Annotated in this window: 16 protein-coding genes; 5 read left to right on the top strand and 11 right to left on the bottom strand. The window is 52.6% G+C overall.

Annotation, left to right across the window (positions count from 1 at the left end; translation table 11 throughout):
* Nucleotides 1-38: 38 nt before the first annotated feature.
* The 6 genes from MKX98_RS04015 to MKX98_RS03990 all read right to left on the bottom strand — a co-directional run bounded on the left by MKX98_RS04015 (nucleotide 39) and on the right by MKX98_RS03990 (nucleotide 8102).
* Complete coding sequence (locus tag MKX98_RS04015) at nucleotides 39-932, bottom strand: carbohydrate ABC transporter permease (RefSeq protein ID WP_071221947.1); 894 nt, start codon at nucleotides 930-932, stop codon at nucleotides 39-41.
* A 14-nt stretch (nucleotides 933-946) separates the two neighbouring features.
* A complete protein-coding gene (locus MKX98_RS04010; protein ID WP_194540837.1) occupies nucleotides 947-1909 on the bottom strand; it encodes an ABC transporter permease subunit in 963 nt (320 codons plus the stop codon).
* A gap of 33 nt (nucleotides 1910-1942) precedes the next feature.
* On the bottom strand, nucleotides 1943-3514 hold the full coding sequence (locus MKX98_RS04005) for an extracellular solute-binding protein (protein ID WP_194540836.1): 1572 nt from the start codon (nucleotides 3512-3514) through the stop codon (nucleotides 1943-1945).
* A gap of 197 nt (nucleotides 3515-3711) precedes the next feature.
* Entirely contained in the window at nucleotides 3712-5352 is a 1641-nt protein-coding gene (locus tag MKX98_RS04000) for a response regulator (RefSeq protein WP_339221521.1), read from the bottom strand.
* A gap of 4 nt (nucleotides 5353-5356) precedes the next feature.
* On the bottom strand, nucleotides 5357-7171 hold the full coding sequence (locus MKX98_RS03995; RefSeq protein WP_339221519.1) for a sensor histidine kinase: 1815 nt from the start codon (nucleotides 7169-7171) through the stop codon (nucleotides 5357-5359).
* Nucleotides 7172-7247: 76 nt separating this feature from the next.
* Nucleotides 7248-8102 carry an AraC family transcriptional regulator gene (locus MKX98_RS03990; RefSeq protein WP_339221517.1) on the bottom strand — a complete coding sequence of 285 codons (855 nt, stop codon included), beginning with the start codon at nucleotides 8100-8102 and terminating at the stop codon, nucleotides 7248-7250.
* A gap of 126 nt (nucleotides 8103-8228) precedes the next feature.
* Here MKX98_RS03990 and MKX98_RS03985 point away from each other — a divergent pair, with 126 nt between their 5' ends.
* Genes MKX98_RS03985 through MKX98_RS03975 form a run of 3 tightly spaced genes read left to right on the top strand, consistent with a single transcriptional unit; the run spans nucleotide 8229 to nucleotide 10970 of the window.
* Nucleotides 8229-9767 (top strand): sulfatase-like hydrolase/transferase, encoded by a 1539-nt coding sequence (locus MKX98_RS03985; RefSeq protein WP_339221516.1) that lies wholly within the window; start codon nucleotides 8229-8231, stop codon nucleotides 9765-9767.
* Nucleotides 9767-10414, top strand: a complete 648-nt coding sequence (locus MKX98_RS03980; protein ID WP_220686615.1) for a chromate transporter — start codon at nucleotides 9767-9769, stop codon at nucleotides 10412-10414. The genes MKX98_RS03985 and MKX98_RS03980 overlap by 1 nt, the downstream gene beginning before the upstream one ends.
* 25 nt (nucleotides 10415-10439) lie before the next feature.
* Nucleotides 10440-10970 carry a chromate transporter gene (locus MKX98_RS03975; RefSeq protein WP_194540830.1) on the top strand — a complete coding sequence of 177 codons (531 nt, stop codon included), beginning with the start codon at nucleotides 10440-10442 and terminating at the stop codon, nucleotides 10968-10970.
* Between the two features lie 221 nt (nucleotides 10971-11191).
* On the opposite strand, the gene MKX98_RS03970 is transcribed toward MKX98_RS03975, so the two are convergent.
* The 3 genes from MKX98_RS03970 to MKX98_RS03960 form a co-directional block, all read right to left on the bottom strand.
* On the bottom strand, nucleotides 11192-11938 hold the full coding sequence (locus tag MKX98_RS03970) for a phytanoyl-CoA dioxygenase family protein (protein WP_220686617.1): 747 nt from the start codon (nucleotides 11936-11938) through the stop codon (nucleotides 11192-11194).
* A gap of 78 nt (nucleotides 11939-12016) precedes the next feature.
* The gene (locus MKX98_RS03965) at nucleotides 12017-12895 is read right to left on the bottom strand and encodes an AraC family transcriptional regulator (protein ID WP_220686618.1); all 879 of its coding nucleotides are present in this window, start codon (nucleotides 12893-12895) and stop codon (nucleotides 12017-12019) included.
* Nucleotides 12896-12956: 61 nt separating this feature from the next.
* A complete protein-coding gene (locus MKX98_RS03960) occupies nucleotides 12957-13865 on the bottom strand; it encodes a LysR family transcriptional regulator (RefSeq protein ID WP_220686619.1) in 909 nt (302 codons plus the stop codon).
* Nucleotides 13866-13990: 125 nt separating this feature from the next.
* Between MKX98_RS03960 and MKX98_RS03955 the strand changes: the two genes are divergently transcribed.
* On the top strand, nucleotides 13991-15466 hold the full coding sequence (locus tag MKX98_RS03955) for a carboxylesterase family protein (RefSeq protein WP_220686620.1): 1476 nt from the start codon (nucleotides 13991-13993) through the stop codon (nucleotides 15464-15466).
* Nucleotides 15466-16233 (top strand): sulfite exporter TauE/SafE family protein, encoded by a 768-nt coding sequence (locus MKX98_RS03950; protein WP_194540826.1) that lies wholly within the window; start codon nucleotides 15466-15468, stop codon nucleotides 16231-16233. The genes MKX98_RS03955 and MKX98_RS03950 overlap by 1 nt, the downstream gene beginning before the upstream one ends.
* A gap of 110 nt (nucleotides 16234-16343) precedes the next feature.
* On the opposite strand, the gene cydC is transcribed toward MKX98_RS03950, so the two are convergent.
* Both cydC and cydD read right to left on the bottom strand, forming a co-directional pair.
* Nucleotides 16344-18068, bottom strand: a complete 1725-nt coding sequence (gene cydC / locus MKX98_RS03945) for a thiol reductant ABC exporter subunit CydC (protein ID WP_220686621.1) — start codon at nucleotides 18066-18068, stop codon at nucleotides 16344-16346.
* Nucleotides 18065-19885 (bottom strand): thiol reductant ABC exporter subunit CydD, encoded by a 1821-nt coding sequence (cydD, locus tag MKX98_RS03940; protein ID WP_339221514.1) that lies wholly within the window; start codon nucleotides 19883-19885, stop codon nucleotides 18065-18067. Before cydD ends, cydC begins: the two co-directional genes overlap by 4 nt.
* Between the last annotated feature and the right edge of the window lie 17 nt (nucleotides 19886-19902).

The raw sequence follows: 19902 nt of genomic DNA, 5'->3' as shown, positions 1-19902 counted from the left end.
AGCAATTTTAGGCTGGCCCGTGCGATCGGTATCGGAAATTAACCTTTAATCGAGCCAATCATGACGCCTTTAACGAAATGCCGCTGCACGAACGGATACATCAGCAGTACAGGTAAACTGGAGACGATAATGACCGCGTATTTGATGCTTTCGGCAAGCAGGATGCTTTCTTCCAGTCCCACGCTGCCGTCCACGGCATCCGATTGGCTGATCAGCAAAATTTCGCGCAGCACCAGCTGAAGCGGATGCAAATTCTCGTTACGAATATAGATGAGCGCATTAAAGAATGAATTCCAGTGGCCGACTGCATAAAACAACACCATCACCGCCAGGATCGGCTTGGATAGAGGGAGAATGATACTGAAAAGCAGCCTCCAGTTGGAACAGCCGTCGATATGGGCGGCCTCCTGCAGCTCCCAGGGAATGCTCGATTGGAAATAGGTCCTCATCACGATCAGATTGTAAGTGGCAATCGCGCCGGGAACAATCAGCGCCCACATCGAATCGACCATTCCCAAATCCTTGACCAGCAGATATGTTGGAATCAACCCTCCACTGAAGAACATCGTCAGCGTGATAAACACCATGATCGCATTTCGCCCCGGAAGGTCAGGCCTTGATAGCGGGTAGGCCGCCAAAATCGTCATGATGATATTGATCACTGTGCCGACGACCGTATAGATAATCGTGTTGCGATATCCCGTCCAAATCTTTTCGTTTTGCAAAATATTGGTGTAGGCATCCAGCGTTACGCCTTTCGGCAGCAGCCAGACTTCGCCGTTCAATACCCTGGTCGGATCACTGAACGAAGCGCTGACAATAAAGATCAACGGGTACAGCACAATGACGATAATGATCGCGGCGATCACGTATATGATGACATCGAATACCCGTTCATTCGCGGCCTCTTTTACTGTCGACGGCTTGGACATGGCGCGTCCCCCCTTTACCATAAGCTTGTCTCTGACGTCTTGCGCGCAATCCGGTTTACGAACAGCAGCAGGAACAGATTGATGACCGAATTAAACAGTCCGATCGCAGCCGTGTAACTGTATTCTCCCTTTAAAATGCCTGTCGTGTAGACAAACGTGGAGATGACGTCGCTTGATTCCAGATTCAGGTTGTTCTGCATCAACAGTATTTTTTCAAAGCCAATGTTCATGAAATGACCGATATCCAAAATGAGCAAAATGATAACGACAGGCGCGATTCCTGGCAAAGAGATGTGCCAGATGCGCCGCAGCCTCGATGCTCCGTCCATCTTGGCCGCCTCGTAGAGCTGCGGGTTCACCCCGCTCAGCGCCGCAATATAGATAATGGATTGCCACCCCATGTTCTGCCAGATGTTAGAGCCGATAAAGATGGTCTTGAACCAGCCGGCTTCCTCAAGAAAACGGATCGGCGTACCGCCGACGGCCTCGATTAACAGATTGATCGGACCGCTATTGGGCGAGAGGAACACGTTTAGAATGCCAACGATCACGACCACCGAAATAAAATGCGGTATGTACGTAATGTTCTGCAGCCATTTGCTGAAGGTCTTGCTGCGTATTTCATTGATGATCAACGCCAGTAGGATCGGAATCGGGAAGGCAATCAACAAGGAAAACAAATTGATGGACAGCGTATTCCACAGCAGCCGCCAGAAATAATACGAATCAAAGAAGCGTTCGAAATGCCCGAAGCCCTCCCAACTGCTGCCGAGGATACCTTTTGCCGGATTGAAATTTTTAAACGCGATTTGCAGCCCGTATAGCGGACCATAGTGAAAGACCAGATACCAGACGACCGGCAGAAGCAGCATGAGATACAGGTCATATCGCTTGGCCATTTGCCTTAATAGGCGGGAACCCCGCCTCGAATCGCTTCGAGGCAGAGCCATCGATGAATCGGCTTTGACACGCTTCATGGGCATCCACTCCTTATCCATGATGTAGCAGCATTATTTCTGCATTTTGTCATAGGCATCCTGATACAATTTCTCCAGCTCGCCGATTTTCATCTTCTGGAGCGTGGATTGGAATTCTCCCCACTTGTCGAAGCTAAGCGCGCCAACAATGAACTTCGTGCTTTGCTCTTCGTAGTATTTGTCGATATCGTTGCGAAGAATGTTGACCTGCTGCGCGGTTTGCTCGTCAAACATCGGAGCCGCATAACGAACCTTCGGCATGAACGGATCCAGCTGCTGCTGCGCCTCCTGTACCTGCGGCGGATTGATGAACGAGGCAACCTGTTCGCTGATGAGATGAGGTGCCCCTCCTCCCGCATAAGGCGTGATTTTGGCCTGATTGGTAATATCCTTCAGGAAATCCTCCGTGTAGTACGGAATTCCGTCCTTGAGCTCGTAGTGCTCCCCTTCCCTGCCGAACCTCAGAAGCGTCGAACCTTCGTCACTATAGAAATAATCGATCCAGCGCATCGTGACTTCCGGGTATTTATTAATGGACGTGATCGCAAAAGCTCCAAAATCCCGTGCAATCGGCAAGGCCTGGCTTTGCATCCGATCTCCGCCCGGGCCAGCCGGAGGTGCTATTCCGGTGTACTGGTCCTGAATCGACAAGAAGTTATTGTTGGTCTGGTCAAAGAAGAATCCCGTATTTCCCGAGCCCTGCTTGGCCAAATATTGCGCTTCGGTGTGGGAGAAAATCTCGGGATCCAGAAGCTTCTCCTTGTAAAGCTTGTTTAAGTACATGAGCATCTCTTTGTTCTTGTCGCTGCCCATCCAGATGCTGACTTTGTCATTCTCGATGTTGATGTTATATCCGAGCTGCGTATCCAGTCCGAATGAACCGCTCATCGCAGCCACGATCGCCAATCCGACACGGGCCGTCATCGGAATTTCATCCTGCTTCCCGTTACCGTTCGGGTCACCATCGCGGAAGGCAAGCAGAACATCATACAGTTCGTCCGTCGTCTGCGGCACCTCCAGATTCAGCTTCTCCAGCCACATCTGGTTGATCCATTTCTTATCCGTCCGCGCCGCGCCCAGCGTTACAATGCCCGGAATTGCATAGATATGCCCCTCCGGCGTTGTGATGCCCGCGCGAATTTCCGGATATTCCTCCATCAATTTTTTCAAATTTGGCGCATATTCATCGATAAGGCCTTCCAGCGGGATCAGCTGTCCTGCCGATCCGTAACGAACGGCCTCAAGCGGCGACAGACCGGAGCGGAACAAGGCATCAGGCAGCTCATTGGAGGCGAACAACAGGTTTTTCTTCTCCTGGAAGCCGTCCGTCGGCGCTTCGATGAACTCGACCTTCACATTGCTCAGTTTCTCGTAATCCTGGAACACCGGCATCTCCTTGAACGGACCGTTCACGGGCGCAATCCGGGTGAACATCTTGAGATCTACGGTCTGATCTACGATGGGAAACCCTGTAGTATGAACGACATTCTCTGTACCTTCGGGTGCAGCTTCTTTCTTCGAACCTCCATCGGAACTGCATCCGGCCAGCATCAAGCTGGAAGCGATCATCGTGATGACCGCGTTTCTTCCCCAGCGTTTACGCATAAATAAGCGACCCCCATATCCCTTCATTCACCAGGCGCCATTTGTAAGCGTTTACTGCCTGGTGTGTGATTATTATAATTCACCCTTTAAGACGGCCCATTACAAAAATATGACCATTTACTCCACATATTTTACGATCTGTGAACGGCAGCTTCGCTGCAAGCTTCACCTGCCGATCCGAATACTAGGGTTTTTGCCTAGCCTCTTCCCAAACGGTTCAAATACTCCTGCGGGGTTACCCCCGTTATTTCCTTGAACACTTTAAAAAAATAGTTATGGGTCGTGAAACCCACTTGATTGCTGATTTCCTTGATCGAGTATTTGCCGCTTTCCAGCAGCTTCCGCCCTGCGTCGATTCGAACCTGATTCAAATACTCCGAGAACGTCCGCTGCGTCTCTTCCTTGAAAATCCTGCTTAAATAAGAAGAGTTCAGGCCGATGGCACCCGCGGCCAGCTCCAGCGTGACATAACCCGGATACCTCTCCAGAATAAAATGAACGGCCTGTGTGACATGTCGTGAATACGGTCCCGCCGCACGGTGCTGCTTCAGCAGGCCGAGCAAACCCGCATAGTAGGATTGCAGCCATTGCACCAGTTCACCGACACTGCCGATTCTTCCGAGCTCGCTTCTTGAAGGAAGCTTCTCCTTCACGGCGTCTGCAGATGGCATCCATGTCTTCCACGCCTTATCCCCGGTTAACATGAGCTCGCTGACGATCATCTGGATTGTATGCGAATGGACCGGCAGATGGCGAATCGAAGCAAAGATGGAGGAGATTAACCCGTGCACGTCATCGATGTCCAGCCTTTCAATTGAAAGCAGAAGCTGCTTGTGTTCCTCGATCGTCAAAGATACTCGCTGATCGTTTCCGCCGGCAAGTCCCCCGGCCCGCCCCGGCATCCTTGAAACCGCATTGCTTCCGGACGGCTCCATGGTGGAAGCGTCGAGTACCCGCTCAGCGGAGCTATAACTTGAGCCGAGTTGTGACAAGCTGGTGCATACATGTCCGACGGAGACCATGCATTTTAAATTAAGGAACAGCTCGAGCGCATGTTGAAGCTTCCTCATCCGTCCGGCGATCTCGTTCTTTATGGCATGTTCGCTCCGCTCCTTGAACGCGAACACGACAACAAACCGCCCATCCTCCACGTAAGCCGCCGTCCGCTCCTGAATATCCCCCAAGCTCTGCTGCATCATATCGACCGCCTGCTGAACCAGGCGGTTCGTTTGCACGTCGCTGTATGACTCCGTCAGCAGCAGGAACGGAACAATCTGCACGGCCGCTGCCGCATAGCTTAACGCGTGGGTGTACAGGCTGTTTTTTTGTGAGAAAGCCTTAATCTCCGTGGTTGCATCCTTCCGTCCGCTAACCAGGTACACGATATAATCGCGGATCAGCGCGGGATTCAGCCTTTCGGCCACGGCCTCATGAGTTATGCGTTCTTCCAGCCGATCTTCCTGCCGTATTTCCAGGACTGCTTTGTTTAACAAGGCAACCAGCGCTGCACCGTCCAGCCGATGCTTCAACAGATAATCGATGGAGCCGTTCTTCAGGCACTCCCTGACGTAATCATAATCATCATAGCTGCTGAGCATAATCGTCTGAATGAACGGAAACCGTTCCTGGATCGCCCGATTGAGCTCTACGCCGTTCATTTCGGGCATATTTACGTCAATAATTGCAATATGCGGAGGAGACTGCTCAATCATGGCCAAGGCCATCAATCCATTATGCGCTTGGCCGCATAACTCGAATCCATGCTCATTCCAGTCCAATAACGTGCGCAGATCATGCCGTACCAATGGCTCATCATCAACGAGCAGCACTTGAAACATGGCTTTATATCACCTCTTGTCGGGATTTATCCGCACTGGATTTGTCCGCACTCTCCATTTTTTTCGGCAGCCGGACCTCAGCCTTCGTATATAGCCCCGGCTCACTGTACAGCTTGACGCCGTACGAATCGCCGTACATATGAACGATCCGCTCATGCACACTCCGCACGCCCATACTGCTAAAACGGGAGGTTTCCCCCTTCTTGCCCGTCTCGCTCAGCAGGCGCGCCCTTTGCCCTTCCGTTATGCCCTTGCCATTGTCGATCACTTCAATCTTCAGGTCGCTGCCCTCATCGCATACCCGTATCAGCACGAGTCCTTCCTGCTCCATCGCGCCGATACCATGAATGACGGCATTCTCCACAAGGGGCTGCAGCATCAGCTTCAGCACCCGGCATTCCAGCAAAGCATCGTCCTCAACCTGGGTGACCATCCGGATCGGCTCCATATACCTGTACTTCACGATCGAGATATAGCGTTCAACATAATCCAGTTCCTCCCTCACCGTCAGATATTCGCTCGAATTGCCCAGAACGCCGCGCATGAGCTCAATCAGCGATCCGGACACCTCTTCGATATTCGGCACGCCGTTCATCTTGGCCAAATACTTGATGGTGTTAAGCGAGTTGTATAAAAAATGCGGATGAATTTGCGCCTGTAGCGCCGTCAATTCGGCCTCCCGCTTCTCCTTCTCGCTGACCCGAATCCCTTCGAGCAGTCGCTTCAATTCCTCCACCATGCTGACAAAGACGCGGTATAGCTGCCCGGTCTCGTCCTCGCTGGTTATCTCCTTTCTCGGAAACGTCAGATTCCCTTCCTTCACGAACATCATTAAGGATTTCAACCTCCGAATGTTGAGGGTAATTCGGGATGATACCTGCAGCGAACCGATCAGGACTACAATGAAGACGATAACCGATACCTCCGCCAACAGTTTACGGAGCTTTGTTGATTCGCTAAGCAGCGAATCCATCGGTATCAAAGCCAGGGTGGTCCAGCCCGTATAACCGGATTGGCGGCTGACTACGATATAGTCCCTGCCGTCAATGGCTTGCTTGATGGCGTCCCCATCCCCTGCGAGTTCCCCATGAATGTTGAGGATCTTCTCGAACGAAGGAGCAAAGGACGGTGCCGATTCAGCCTCATAGACAAACCCGCCCTGCTTGTCCAGCACGTAGATCATGCTATCGGTGGTCGGCTTCACGCCGTATGTTTTTTGGATGAAATCATAATTCAAATCCACCATGACAACCCCGATCGGTTCACGGTTATATCGAATCTCCCGCCCGACCGTGATGGCATCGGACACCCCGGTCTGCTTGAAGTACGCGTGACGCGATCCATTCTGGAGCATATAATCCATCATTCCGGTCCCCAAGACCGTCTTATCCAGCCACGGACCGCCTGAGAAAAACACCTTGCCGTTTAAACCGACTACGGCAATCCGAGAAATGTAAGGCTTATAATCGATCAGAACGGATAGAAACTCATCGATCCGTTTCTGCTCTTGAAACCATTCATAACTAATTTCTTCATGAGGGCTCAGCAGGGTGTCGATCACCGTGTTTTTGTTGGTCACCACGACGGTGTTCAGCCTGTCGATCTCTTCCAGCATCATATTCAGCGATTCATCCGCCTGCCTGATGCTGTCCGAAACCGAGGTGATCGCATTTTGCATGATCGTCTCGCGCATGCTCATATACACGATGACCGTAATGGAGACGATGGACACAAGCGTTACCGCACTGAACGCAATAAAGATTTTCCCCTGAATACTTCGCCTCGGTGATATCCACCTTTGAATCGTAGAGAATTTCATGACGCGTGTCTCCTTTTTCCAGATCAGAAGAACCAGATCGTAAACGTTTACAAAAACGCAAATACCGTCCGTACGGTCAACATCGAGCTCCGCGCATGGTTATGGGAGGCACCTTATAATAGATCTTGAAAGCCCTGGTGAACGAATATAAATTCGGATAGCCGAGAGACAAGGCAATCTCGGTAATTGTTGCGTCCGTTTCTTGTAACAACCGTTTTGCCTTTTCCATTCGAATACGCTGAAGGTATTTTAACGGCGGCATTCCTACCTGATGGGTGAACATGTTGGAGAAGTATGACCGATGCACCCCCGCGAATTCGGCAACCTGCTGTACGGATATCCCCTCGGTGGCATGCAGCTCCATATAATCCAAACACTCGTGAATCCATCCCGCAAGTTCCGTCGGCTGCGCGGAGGCCATATCCGGGACCATGCCGGCGAGCAGTCCATAAATCAAGCCGTGCAGCTCCAGCGATACCGCCGGTTTCCAGCGTTCGACTCCGGCCAGGACATCAATCACGCGTTCGGAGGATTCCTTGACCTTAGTGGATATCATTTGTTTGCCGAACGGGTTGTCCGGACATAAGCCAGCCAGCTCCAGCAATGGCTTGACCCTGTTCCCGTCCACTGCCAACCAGCTCATCTGAAGCGAGGTATCCGCAGGCAGCATGTGATAATAATAGGTCCGGCCCGGAAACAGGCAGAACAGATCATTCTTCTGCAGATCCACTCGTTTGTCATCGAACTCCAGCCGTACCATGCCTTCATGTACAAAATGCAGGCTGTAACACTCGATTCGTTTCGGTCCGACCCTGTAATTGGGCTTGGCTATGCTTCGTCCCGCCCGAACAGGCCAGATCTGTTCCTCTTTATCCAGATATCCAGGCGTGTAATAGATGAACTCCGCATACTCATATTCGTATTCCTGCATAAAAGGCTTCCTCCTCTTTTCTTCATTTTTTCCATCAAGAATAACAAAATGACAACAAAAATATAACACCCCGCTATTTTTATAACCTGATATTTTCAATATCATCATACTAGGAGGCGATTACACTTGTCGAGAAGACCTAACATTTTGCTAATCACAAGCGATCAGCAGCATTGGAATACAATCGGAGCATTTCAGCCTGAAATCTCTACGCCCAATCTGGACCGCCTTGCGCGTCAAGGAACGACGTTCGATCGGGCGTATTGCCCCAATCCCACCTGCACGCCGAGCCGGGCATCCATCATTACAGGGCAGTACCCGAGTCAGCATGGAGCATGGACCCTGGGGACAAAGCTGCTGGAAGACCGCCATACCGTGGGAGAGAGCTTCCAAGACGCAGGCTATCGAACCGCACTGGTGGGAAAAGCGCACTTCCAGCCGTTAAAATCCACGGAAGATTACCCATCCGTAGAGGCCTACCCGATTCTTCAGGATTTGGAGTATTGGCGGAATTTTAACGGACCTTTTTATGGATTCGATCACGTCGAGCTGGCCCGAAACCATACGAATGAGGCCCATGTCGGACAACATTATGCCCTATGGCTGGAGGAGCAAGGATGTGCCAATTGGCGGGAGTACTTCCTGCCCCCTACGGGAACTATGGACCCTACCCAAACGTACACATGGCCCATACCGGAACAATACCACTACAATACCTGGATCGCCGAGCGAACCACCTCTCTGTTGGAGCAATATAAAAAGGCGGATGACCCCTTCTTTATGTGGGCGAGCTTCTTCGACCCGCACCCGGAATACCTGGTGCCGGAACCATGGGATTCGATGTATGATCCGGAAAAACTCACGATCCCATCCTTAACGCCTGGTGAGCATGACCGCAATCCGCCGCATTTCCGCTTGACGCAGGAAGAAAATCCGGATTTTTCGCATCTCGCTGAAACCGGGTTCGGCATTCACGGCTACCGCTCCCATCATTATTACGAATACGGCTCGAAATCCAGATTAACGGAGTATGACAAGAAGAAGCTGGTCGCCGTGTATTATGGCATGATCAGCATGATGGATAAATATATCGGCAGCATTCTCGATAAACTGGATGAACTGGGGTTATCTGAGGATACGATCGTTGTTTTCACCACCGATCACGGACATTTCTTCGGCCAGCACGGCCTTCAAGCCAAGGGCGGGTTCCATTACGAGGATTTAATCAAGCTTCCATTCATTGCACGATATCCAGGACGGGTGCCTGCCGGAAAAAGGACAGATGCGATGCAGTCCCTGGTCGACCTGGCCCCTACCTTCTTATCCTTCTGCAATATACCGATACCGCCAGCGATGACGGGCATCGACCAAAAGGATGTGTGGCTCGGTAACGCGGACACAGCGCGGCAGCATGCTCTCTGCGAATTCCGGCACGAGCCTTCGACGATTCATCAAAAAACGTACATCGAGCAGCGCTATAAGATCACCGTTTATTACAATCAAACCTACGGCGAGCTCTTTGACCTAGAAGCGGATCCCGGCGAGCTGCGCAATTTATGGGATGAACCGGGGTACGAGCAGCTAAAGGCGGAGCTTCTGCTCAAATACATCTGGGCCGAGCTTGGCAAGGAGCCGATGCCGATGCCGAGAATTCATCACGCCTGATGAAAAGAACAAACGCATATTTTAGCAGTCTGAAAAAAAAATTGACGCTGCTGGCCCGGCTATTTTGGACCTTCTGCTGCATCGGCCCCTCCACCTTCGGAGGCGGGTATGCAATGCTGCCTATTATTGAGCGCGAAGTGGTGAGCAAGAAAAAGTGGGTAAACGAGGAGGAAATCGGTGAGCTTATCTCGCTTGCCGGTTCCGCTCCCGGCGGCGTCGGCGTGAATGCGGCCGCGATGATCGGCCACCGGCAAGCCGGTATTGCCGGGGCTGTTTCGGCTGTGCTTGGCGTGACATGCCCCACGTTTTTGATCGTGATTCTGATCAGCGTAGGCGCCGTTTTTTTTCGGGATCAACCCAAGGTTGAAGCCGCTTTAAAGGGGATGCATGGCGCCGTTATTGCGTTAATCGCCGTCGCTGCTTACCGGATAGCCAAACATGCCGTCTTCGATGCGACAACAACGATAACCGCGCTTGCCACCGTATCGGTGATGCTGTTTACAGGCGTGCACCCTCTCTATCTCATTGCTCTAAGCTTACTATGCGGAATGGCCGTCATTCCGATCAAAAAACGGCTGGGCTTTCAAGCGAATACGGAGAAGAAGGCTGCGCCCAACAGCCGCCCGGAATTGGAATATTACATTTGAGAGAGACGAATCGGGGCGATAGGAAATGTATTGGGACTTGTTCATAATGTTCATAAGTGTAGGCCTTGTGTCCTTTGGCGGCGGTTATGCGGTAATCCCGGTCATTCAGAAGGAGGTAACGGAAAAAGGGCTGCTGACTGCTGCGGAATTCCAGCAAACCGTGGCGCTGGCCGGCATGGCGCCCGGTTCGATCGCCACCAATGCCGCTACGCTGATTGGCTATCAGTCCGCCGGCTATATCGGAGCCGCCGTCTCCACCGCGGGCATCATCCTGCCGTCGCTGGTCGTCATCGTGCTGCTCTCCGCCCTCTTCTACCGCATGCGGAGCAATCCATGGGTCCAATCTTCTCTATACGGTCTGCGTCCCGTAACGACAGGACTCATTGTATATGCAGCTATTCACTTTGGGTATCCCGATGAGGGGGAAGGGCTCCTACAGGGCCTGATTCCTACGCTGCTAATTTGCGGAGCCTGTTTATTTCTCTTGCTGAAATACAAACTCCACCCCCTGTTGATTCTCCTCATGGCCGGTGCTGCAGGTATTGTTTTATTCTAATAAGTTGGATGGCTGTCGGCCGTGTGTGATGGATTGGACAAGATTGGCTTTCCAAAGCACGAATAACAAGCCGGAACCTTCATGGTCCGGCTTGTTATCGTTTCTTTTTCTATGTGTCTTCCGTTCCGAAATCCGCCTGGCCATCCACTCGGTTAACCTGGGCACTAAGGACACATTCAGTTTCGAATCAAAATCGGCAGCCCGGGGTATCCCCATCCAGGTTATTCGTTGACGAATTTCGTTCCGGCTATGTTATTACCGCGGGCCAGCCACACCTTAAAGCCAGGATTCTTATCCGGATAGACCAGCGCTTCCGTCGAGAAATACCGCATGGTGTACCCGCAGCGACGGTACGGGCTTGTATTCGGCTCCGCGCCATGAATGATCCGCGAATCGTGAAGCGAGCACTCTCCCGCTTCCAACTCAAAGTAAACCGCTTGAGACTCATCGATGGAACCGCTCTTGATTTGGGTGTCAAACAAATTGCTCGCCCGGTCCACTTCCTCATAATCCGAGAAACCACTATCGTGCGTACCCGGAATGACACGCATGCATCCGTTTTCCTTCCAGCTACGGTCAATCGCCAGCCATACGGTGATAATCTTGTCGAAGCTGCTTAATCTGCCGTTCCAGTAGGCCGAATCTTCATGCCATGGCGTTGCACGTCCCACATGCGGATCTTTACAGATAAAGTGGCTGGACCACAACCCGATATTCGGGCCGATGATGGGTTCCACCAGATCCAGTACCTCATCGGATAACAGAAAGTCGAGCAGCCTTTCGTCACGGAAATGCGGCGTATCCAGCTCGTCAGATAATTTGCTGCCCTTCTCCTCCAGTTGCTCTTCAAAGATGGATGTCAGAACCTGCATTTTTTCGGTACTAAAGAGCGGCTTCTTGTACAGGTAGTACCCATGTTCCTTATAAAACTCAACCTCCTGCTTCGAAAGAGCTTGCGTTGTCATCATCATAACCTCCAGTCAAGTAAGGATTTCGTTAACTGTGGTCATTATATCCCGGAGGGTCAGGGCCATACTGCGCATTCGTTAGGATAAATGCTGCATATCTTCGGCTTTCTCTGCCTTGTTGCGGTACTGGCGGGGGGACATTCCCTTTCGCTGACGAAACACCCTTTCAAAATGCCCCAATGTATTAAAGCCGGAAGCGTAACAAATCTCGGTAACGGGCAGCGAGGATGCCTGAAGCAGCGATTCGGCGAATTGCATTCTGACGTTTTGCAGATAACGTTGAAAAGACTGCCCCACGGATTTGGAGAAGCACTCGCTGAAATAAGTAGCAGAGTATTGGGCCTGGCTAGCTGCATCTTCCAATCTCAAATCCTCACGGAAATGATGATGAATATAGATTAGGGCCCTTTGCAGGTTTAAGTTGAGCTGCCGATCTCTCGTCCCGTTCGCGGGCAGGAGCCGATTTGCGGCGCTGCCACGATACAGATCCACCAACAGCCGCTGAAGCGTAGCCCGGATCGCGATCTCGCTGCCTTCCCGCCAGACTCCGTTCTCCTCCTTCATCCGTTCATAGTCGGCGAACACCACCGGGAGCCGCTTCTCCTCAAGCTGTGCTTGCAGCAGAAGTTTCCCGCCGAATAACCAATGGTAGACGTTATCATCCATCATAGCTTCGGTGAAAATGAGATTATATATTTCAAGTGGTTCCTCTTCCAAGGAAACCAGCTCATGAAAATCGGCAGGCGTCAGCAAGAAGATGGTCCCCGAAGAGAGCGGATACGAGGAACCGTTGAGCCTGTGCTCGCCTTTTCCGGAAACCACATAACTCAGCTCGTAAAATTCATGCCAGTGCAGCTGGATTCTCCCCGGATGAACGCCGTGAAATACTTGAACAGGCGCGTGGGGCTGTAATCGGTACTCTTCATTGGTTAGCCTGGGAGGCTGCTTGGTTTCCACTTGAGACGCTCCTTTTCGCTTTCGAAATCACATTAACTTCCTCATTGATAAGCCGAACAAGCTAGAATCCGCTCCGAGCGATGTCCTGCCGGTGCGATTCGGCCAGCCGAGCAAAGTACCGAATGGCAAAATCCCGAAACAGCACCGCCGTATGCATGAGGTATCGGTCCTTGGGCCAAGACAAGGAGATGGAGCGTTTGCACCAGCTTTCTTCGAGCCGGAGCTGGACGACATCAGGTCCGGTTGACCCGCCCCATGTCACCACCGGCAGGAAGGCGACGCCCTGACCGGCTCGAATGAGACCGCGGACGGTGGCGGGATCATCGCTCTCGAATCGGATGCGGGGAGTAAACCCGGCAAGACGGCAGAACGCATCGGTTGTTTCCCGCAGCGATTTACCCGGAGGCAGGGTAATGAAGCTCTCATCCTTGAGCTCCTCCAAGCTTACACGGTCTCGATCCGCGAGTGGGTGCTCGGCGGGAACGGCAACCACGATCTCCTCTTCGAGCAAGCAGACCGACGCTGTTCCCTTTGGTGGTGTTGCGCCATCGGATAGGCACAGATCGAAGCTCGGCATATCTTCGAATGACGAAACATGCTGCTGCAATTGAAACTCTGCATGCGGCCATTCTTTGCGAAAATCGGCCAGTAGATCCGGCAGTAAATGTGAGGAGACGCGAACATCAAGCGTGATAACGGCGGAGACGCAGCCATTAGCATCCTGCAGCTGCAGCTTTCCGTCTTCCAGTGCTTGCAGCGCGATATCCACTTGGCGAAGAAACAGCTTGCCGTGCTCGTTCAGCCGTATCGTTTTATGCTCCCGTTCGAACAGCTTGGTTCCCAGCTCGGCTTCAAGCGACGCGATCATTTTGCTTAATGCCGGCTGCGATATATGCAGGCTATGGGCTGCCTTTGTCATATGCTGCATTCGGGCGGCAGTCTGAAAATATTTTAATTGCAACAGTTCCATACTGATCCCCACTTTCTACAATACATAACTCCCAAGTTATAATTAATATAATCTAATATATATTAGGGCTCATTAAACAAACAAGATATAATAATCTCATCTTGTAAGGATAGGAGACGATCGAATTGATCGTACAGACATTATCAGGAACAGTTGAAGGCGAAAATTTAAACGGTGCGTATGTATTCCGGGGCATCCCCTATGCGGCCCCGCCAGTCGGCAAGCGCAGATTCAAGCCTCCGGTCCCTCCGCAACCCTGGCCGGGCGTGAGGCCGTGCAAGCCATTCGGACCTATCGCACCGCAGAAGCATAATCCGCAAAGCGGCATGCCGAAGCTTGTACAGTCCGAAGATTGCCTAAACTTGAATGTGTGGACACCAGGCGCAGGCGATAAGTTAAAGCCTGTCATGGTCTATATCCATGGCGGGGGATTCATATCGGGCAATGGAGCGGAGTGCGACGGATTTCGCTATGCAGCCGAGGATGGAATCGTCTACGTATCGATCAATTATCGGCTCGGCGCATTAGGTTTCTTGTATTTGGGAGACCTGCTGGGCAAAGAATATGCAACCTCCGGTAACAATGGCATGCTGGATATTGCGGCCGCCCTCCAATGGGTTCAGTTGAATATTACCGCTTTCGGCGGCGACCCGTCGCGCGTAACCGTCATCGGCAATTCTGCCGGGGCCAAATGCACGACCGCACTTTACGTGATGGAAGCGGCACAGGGCTTATTTCAACGGGCTATAGCCCAAAGCGGCGCAACGCAGTCGATACGGGATTGCCAAACCGCCAATGTCACGACTCTCCGGCTGCTAGAAGAGCTGGGGTTATCGCAAGCGCAGGCGCATCAGCTGCTTGAACTTCCTGCGGAGAGAATCATCGAAGCGCAGTCAACGATCGGCTCCAATACCTCGCGCAGCCTGCATATGTTCGGCCCGGTATCCGATGGCCATGTTATCCCCGTTGATCCCCTGGGGAGCCTAACCGGCAGCATCGGTCTGCCGCCGCTGCTGATCGGCACGAATGAGGATGAAGCAGCCATCTTCATTCAGGATGATCCCGTGCTTCAATCACCGGCCTTCGAGACGCTTGAACGATTCTTCGGAGCGAATGCCCCTGTCGTGTGGGATGCTTATGGTCGCTATAACCAATCGATGTCATCGAGTGATGCCTGGAACAAAACGTTAACCGAGCATCTATATACGATCGGAGCGATGCAGTTTGCAGAAGCCGTGACATCGTCCGGAACATCGGTATGGATGTATCGGCTTCAATGCGGCGGCACGCTCGGCGCGATACACGGTTATGAAGGCAGTCTCATCCATGCTCAGTTAATCCGCAATCCCATGTCCGAAATGTCCAGCAATGAGGATCCATATGCTGTAGCAGCTGAGAGTTATGCACTGGCAACCGCCATGCGGGAAGCATGGGTTGCATTTATACAAAGCGGAGATCCGAATATCCATGCGCTGCCGGCTTGGCCCGTCTATGGAAGCGGACACGCCACCATGGTTCTGGACAAGATTAGCTGCGTTCGCGATGACCTGCCGGTTCCGGCCGGGATCGGCGTTCCTCATCAGGTTTGGAGGATGGTCTGATGCAGTTGGTCGATATCGCCCTCGTTATGGTGCTGCTCGGACTCCTTCTCGGTTTTGTGGGTGCAGGCGGCTCAGGTTTCATTATATCCATCCTAACCGTCGTATTCGGTTATCCCATTCATACCGCGCTGGGTACCGCACTGGCGGCGATGTTCTTCTCGTCGCTTTCCGGTTCTGTCAGCCATTACCGGGAAGGGAACATGGCACTGAAGACAGGGGGCGTCGTCGGCTTGGCCGGTGCGGCAGGGGCATGGGTCAGCTCGGGCTGGTCCTCGCTTATTCCCGAGGATAAGCTGGGCTTCATGACATCCGGTATGCTGTTCGCCTCTGGACTAGCCTTATGGTTCAGGATGCTGTACGTTTCACGTCGATCGAAGACTTCCGGGGACTCTGTGACACCCGGCATCCATGACTTCCGATACTGGCTGCAGGCACTGCTAATCGGACTCATAACCGGCGCCTTATCGGGGCTGTTCGGAATCGGCTCCACCCCGTTCATCCAGTTAGGGCTTATGCTGATTCTCGGCATGTCGATGCGTGTTGCCGCCGGCACGACCATGCTGGTCATTATGCCAATCGCACTGGCAGGAGGAGCCGGGTACTTCTCGATCGGGTACCTGGATGTTCAACTGCTCGCCGCTGTTGTGATCGGTACGATGTCCGGCTCGTATGTGGGGGCAAAGTTTACGAAGCGGGTACCCGTTGTCTGGCTGAAAACCTGCATGGTCCTCACCCCCATGATCGGTGCCGCCATTCTATTGCTGTAGAGTTTGCCCAACTCGTCAGGGAGTTGAATGAGCAAACATGATCTCTAAGTGAATTGCTGCGCAATCTCCCAGTCATGACCTGACGAGCGTTTCCAGCGAACACATTCGTTTTATCCGTCTTCGCCGATCATTTGCAGCTCAATTTGTTTCATTTCATAAAAATATCCCTGCTGCTCCATCAGCTCTGAATACGTGCCCGCTTCAATAACCCTGCCTTGGTCCATGACCAAAATCCGGTCCATCTCTTCCAAGCCGGTCAGCCGATGGCAAATCAGAACAAGCGTATCATTAGCCGCTTGCGCCAGCAGCTGCCGAAAAACACGCTGCTCCGTAACGTAATCCAGTGAAGACGTCGGTTCGTCCAGCAGCCATAACCGTCCTTCTCGGAGCATCGCCCGGGCCAAGGCTAAGCGCTGCTTCTCTCCCTCCGATAAGTTCTCCCCCTTTTCATACACCCTATCGTCCAGGGACTTATTCGGCAGCTGCACTTTATCCAGTATATCCGACAACGCTTGATCGGAATGATGTTCCTCGTTCAGCAGCAGGTTGTCCCGAATGGTGCCCCGAAAGAAATGACTGTGCTGCAGCACAACCTTTGAGGCTTGCCAAATGCTCGCTTCATCCAGTTCCATAACCGAAGTATCATTTAAACGAATCTGGCCGTCAGTCGGCGTGCGCAGCTTGAGCAGCAATTCGATGAGGGTGGTTTTCCCTGATCCGCTCGGACCGACAATGGCCGTTTTAGATCCCGGTGGTAAGTAGAGGGATATGTCTTTCAGCGCTGGGCGCCATTCATCTTCATATTGAAAGGAAACACCGCTCAGCTCAATGGAAACGGCTTTCTCGATAGGCAGGACACCGCTTGGCTGCGGCGGCTGCTTATCTAGGGCGTGAACCGTTTCCGCAAGCCGAGCTGCCGCATGTTCGCTATCCAGCTTATAAGCAGGCAGTGTGGCCATTGGCGCAGCTTCTTCAAACACCGTAAGCGAAGCCATGACCAGCATGGCTAGAAATACGCCGGCAAGCGAGCCATCCATAATTAAGTAGGCGCCAAGAATCAGCACGCCCCATGAAATCAGATACGTTACAAAAACATGCAGCGATTGCCCGCGCAGCAAATGCCGGGCTGCCGCTTGCTGTTCCGCTGCCAATGCGGCGGAGGTACGCTGCAGCTGCCGCTCCCGCTTATTCAATTGCCCGTATACTTTCAAATCGCGGAATCCGTATAGCAGCTCGGTCACTTCTGTGGAAAGCGCCGCTCGTTCTTGGCGTACGCGGCCATGTATCCTTCTCTGTCCAAGGAGAACAAGTCCGGGAACCACAAAAGCCGTTGCCAGCATCCCCAGCACAAACAAACAGGCAATCCAGAATGAAAAGGCGGAAGTAAACAAAACCGTAGCCAGAAACACCATAACAACAATGACAGGCGGATAGGCGACGCGCAAAAAGTAATGCTGTAAACTCTCCACATCCCCAACGATCCGTGCGAGCAGCTCTCCGCTCCGCTTTTTACCCAATATCCCTGGCGTCAAAGGAACCAGCTTGGCAAAAAAGGATGTCCGCAAACGGCTGAGCAGAGAGAATGTCGCCCGATGGGAATACAAGCGTTCCGCGTAGCGGCTTGCCGCCCGCAGCAGACCCAGTATTTTTACCAGGGACGTCAGCACAATCAAGGTATAAAGCGGCGGAGCAAATACAGTCTGGGAGATCACATACCCGCTTGCGGCAAAAAGGCATACACCTGCAATGCCGGCAACGAATCCTCCGAGGATGGCGATGGCAATATCCTTCCGTTCCTGAATCATCGCCTTGGTTAAAATAGCCAGCTCATTCATGCGAGTCCCCCTTTCCGCTGCGCATCCACCATGTCAGCATATTGGGGCAGACGCGCTAGCAGCTCATCGTGGCGCCCGCTGTCCAGCAGCGCTCCGTTGTCCATAAACAATATCCGGTCGGCATGCCGTATCGTGTACAAGCGGTGCGCCACAGTAATCATGGTCGCCTTGCTTGCAAGCTCGGCAATGGACCGCTGCAGAACACGTTCGGTGTGCAGGTCCAATCCGACGGTGGGCTCATCAAACAATATAACAGAAGGCCGCTTCAAAAAAGCACGGGCCAGCGCCAGCCTTTGCTTCTCTCCGCCTGACAATCCCCGGCCTCCTTCGCCGACAAAGGTGTCGTAGCCCTGCTCCAACGCGGCTGCAACCGCAGCAAGTCCGGCGGCCTCCGCCGCCTGCACGACTTCTTCCCTGGTGACGTCCCTGCCCGCGCCAATCGCAATATTGTCAGCAAACGTGCCGGCAAAAATATACGGATGCTGGGTAATGTAGCTGACATGTTCAAACCATGAAGCCTCATCGTAATGCGCAAGCGGACGTCCGTTCACCAGCACTTCTCCCGACGTTGGCGCAAGCAGCCCTGCAATGAGATGCAGCAAAGTGGTTTTGCCGGATCCGCTTTTACCGACGATGGCGATTTGCTCCCCTGGCCCAAACGACATGGAGCCGGCAGCAAGCTCGAACGAATCCGTCCCATACCGAAACCGGACATCCCTCAGTTCGATGGTCGGCGGCATCCGAATCAAACCTAAATCGGCTGTCCCAGACTTATCCGTCATATCCATCGGATCGACCTGGTGTGTTTTGTCCTTTTTCCCGGCCTCCTCTTTCCGATCTGTCACTGCTCCTGCTTCCCTTGTTTCCGTAAGCATCTCCTCTACTTTTCGGACAGCCCCCATGCTGGTACGACCGCTGTGAAAGGCAGTTCCGGTGTTTTTTAACAGGCTGTAAAACTCGGGCACCAGCAGCAGAATCAAAAAGGCGGTGTGGAAGGAAAGCGACTTGAAAACCAGCAGCTGCAGCGCCAGCTCAAGCGCGACAACGCCAATGCTAAGCATGACGATGGATTCCAGCATGAAGGTGTTGGTAAACGCAATCCGTAAAATGCCCATCGTTGCATCCCGGTAGCCAAGGCTGCTGCGTTCAATTTCCTGCTGCTGATGATTCGTCCGTCCAAACAGCTTGAGCGAAACCAGCCCTTGAAGAGAGTCGAGAAACGTACCGGAAAACTCGGCCAGCTGTGCGAATTTCTCCTCTGATTTGTTCTTCGTTTTCAGACCCACAAGCACCATAAATATCGGGATAAAGGGAGCGGTAACCAGCATAATCAAGCCGGAGTTCATATGCTCCGTAAAAACAACCACCAGAATCAGGACAGGAATGATGGCGGCTTCTATCATACGCGGCATATATTGGCTGAAATAACTGTCCGCCTCGTCCACGGCATCCAGTGCTACACTGACTTTTCCGCCCGTTTGTCCATGAAGCGTTGAAGCTACGGAAGCGTTAGTCAGCTTTTGCAGCACCGCTGCTCGCATCTCCGTCTTGGCGCTGGCAGCCATGTGCAAGCCGATGATCCCGTTTCCATAAGACAGCAGCGTCCGCGCAGCCATCACGGCCAGCAATGCGCCAAGTATGGCAGCTACCGACGAAAAGGAAGCCCGCTGCACAAAAATCCGCTGAACCGCTTCGGCGAGCAGTGCGGCCTGGCCTGTCATGGCAGCACCGAGCGCAAGCGACATGAACCCCAAGAGTATCAACCGTTTCCTTTGTGCAGACATTTGCTGGGACAGCAGACTGGTTTTCCCCTTCAAATAAACTCCCCTCCTTT

Source organism: Paenibacillus sp. FSL W7-1332 (assembly GCF_037969785.1).
GTDB lineage: Bacteria > Bacillota > Bacilli > Paenibacillales > Paenibacillaceae > Paenibacillus_AQ.
The sequence above is the reverse complement of the archived record's forward strand: the minus strand, read 5'-3'. Positions and strand labels throughout refer to the sequence as shown.